A 1,084-nucleotide genomic window follows, 5' to 3' on the forward strand; every position below is an offset into this window, starting at 1 on the left:
GCTCTTGAGGAGAAAAGTTGATCCATCGAATGGTATTCGGGCCGATAACGCCATCTTCTTTCAAACCATGAATACGCTGGAACTCTTTTATCGCAAGCTCTAATTGTTCGTCATATTCTTCAGTGACTAAATCCAAGTAAGAAACATCTACGCCTACGATCTCCATTCGCTCAATCAATAGGGGTCTGTTTTCTAATATATCGCCAACACGTGCTAGCCCAGTTTGTTGATAGGCAGGATATTGGTACTGAGAATGTTCCGATAGCGAAGAATAGGCGGAGTAGAAAGCATCATCTGTTTGTAATGGAGACCGGAGACTTGCCAAAAACTGACCAAGTTTGCCAACCGTAATCTCATTACTCAGAACCGATAAAGTATCGATGCTAGGAGCGGGTAACGTAACATGGGCTTTGTCTGTAAATAGCCAATTAATCCCTTCTTCGGGGAGTTGCTCAAGATAACTAAGGTACATCAAGAGTGAATCTGTCATCACTAAATCGAAGTCGAGATTATCTCCCTGCCACCTTACTTGGTTTATCCGGTGAAGTTGATTTTCGAATTCATCGGTGACATCCGCAAGTGCAACCAGGTTTACTTGAAAAAGAAACTGCTCAATATCACTTTCATTTTCCCAGTTCAAACGGTAATTGGTGCTTTGATACAGTTGATCAATAACCTCTGGATAATGGATCATTTTTTCTACAGACAGCTTTTGTACCGCTCCCTCTTGCTCGACTTGCGCTGAAGCTTCGAGAGAAACGACGGTGGAAAAGCTGCAAAACGGCACCAGAAGTGCCGTCATGATTAAAACCCTAGCAAACACTGAAATGATCCTTGCGCTACTTGCCATAATAAAAAGTATGGCAAATATCTCACAGCTTGCAGGTTTAAAATTAAGAATCTGATGCCGAAAACGACAACAAAACTCTCTATAAGTAATTACTCAATGATCTTTCTAGATAATTCTCGACCAATGGTTGTCCCATTGCACTCCGCTTGCGAAGGTACTTTTTGACTCCTCTGGTCTTTGCTCTACCACTTTTCCCGCCCCAGAGCTGACTCGGAACTCATCGCCATAGACCAC

2 protein-coding genes are annotated in these 1,084 nt (G+C 42.7%); both read right to left on the minus strand.

Annotated elements, in window-relative coordinates; all coding sequences use genetic code 11:
- Nucleotides 1-850 (minus strand): peptidoglycan-binding protein (locus tag IQR33_RS12380; protein WP_416222677.1); only part of this gene is annotated, 850 nt, incomplete at its 3' end.
- A gap of 105 nt (nucleotides 851-955) precedes the next feature.
- On the minus strand, nucleotides 956-1,084 hold a 129-nt coding region (locus tag IQR33_RS32910; protein WP_228013873.1), incomplete at its 5' end, for a DUF1513 domain-containing protein.

It is taken from the genome of Vibrio sp. OPT46 (assembly GCF_015163535.1).
In the GTDB taxonomy this organism is placed as follows: Bacteria; Pseudomonadota; Gammaproteobacteria; order Enterobacterales; family Vibrionaceae; genus Vibrio; species Vibrio alginolyticus.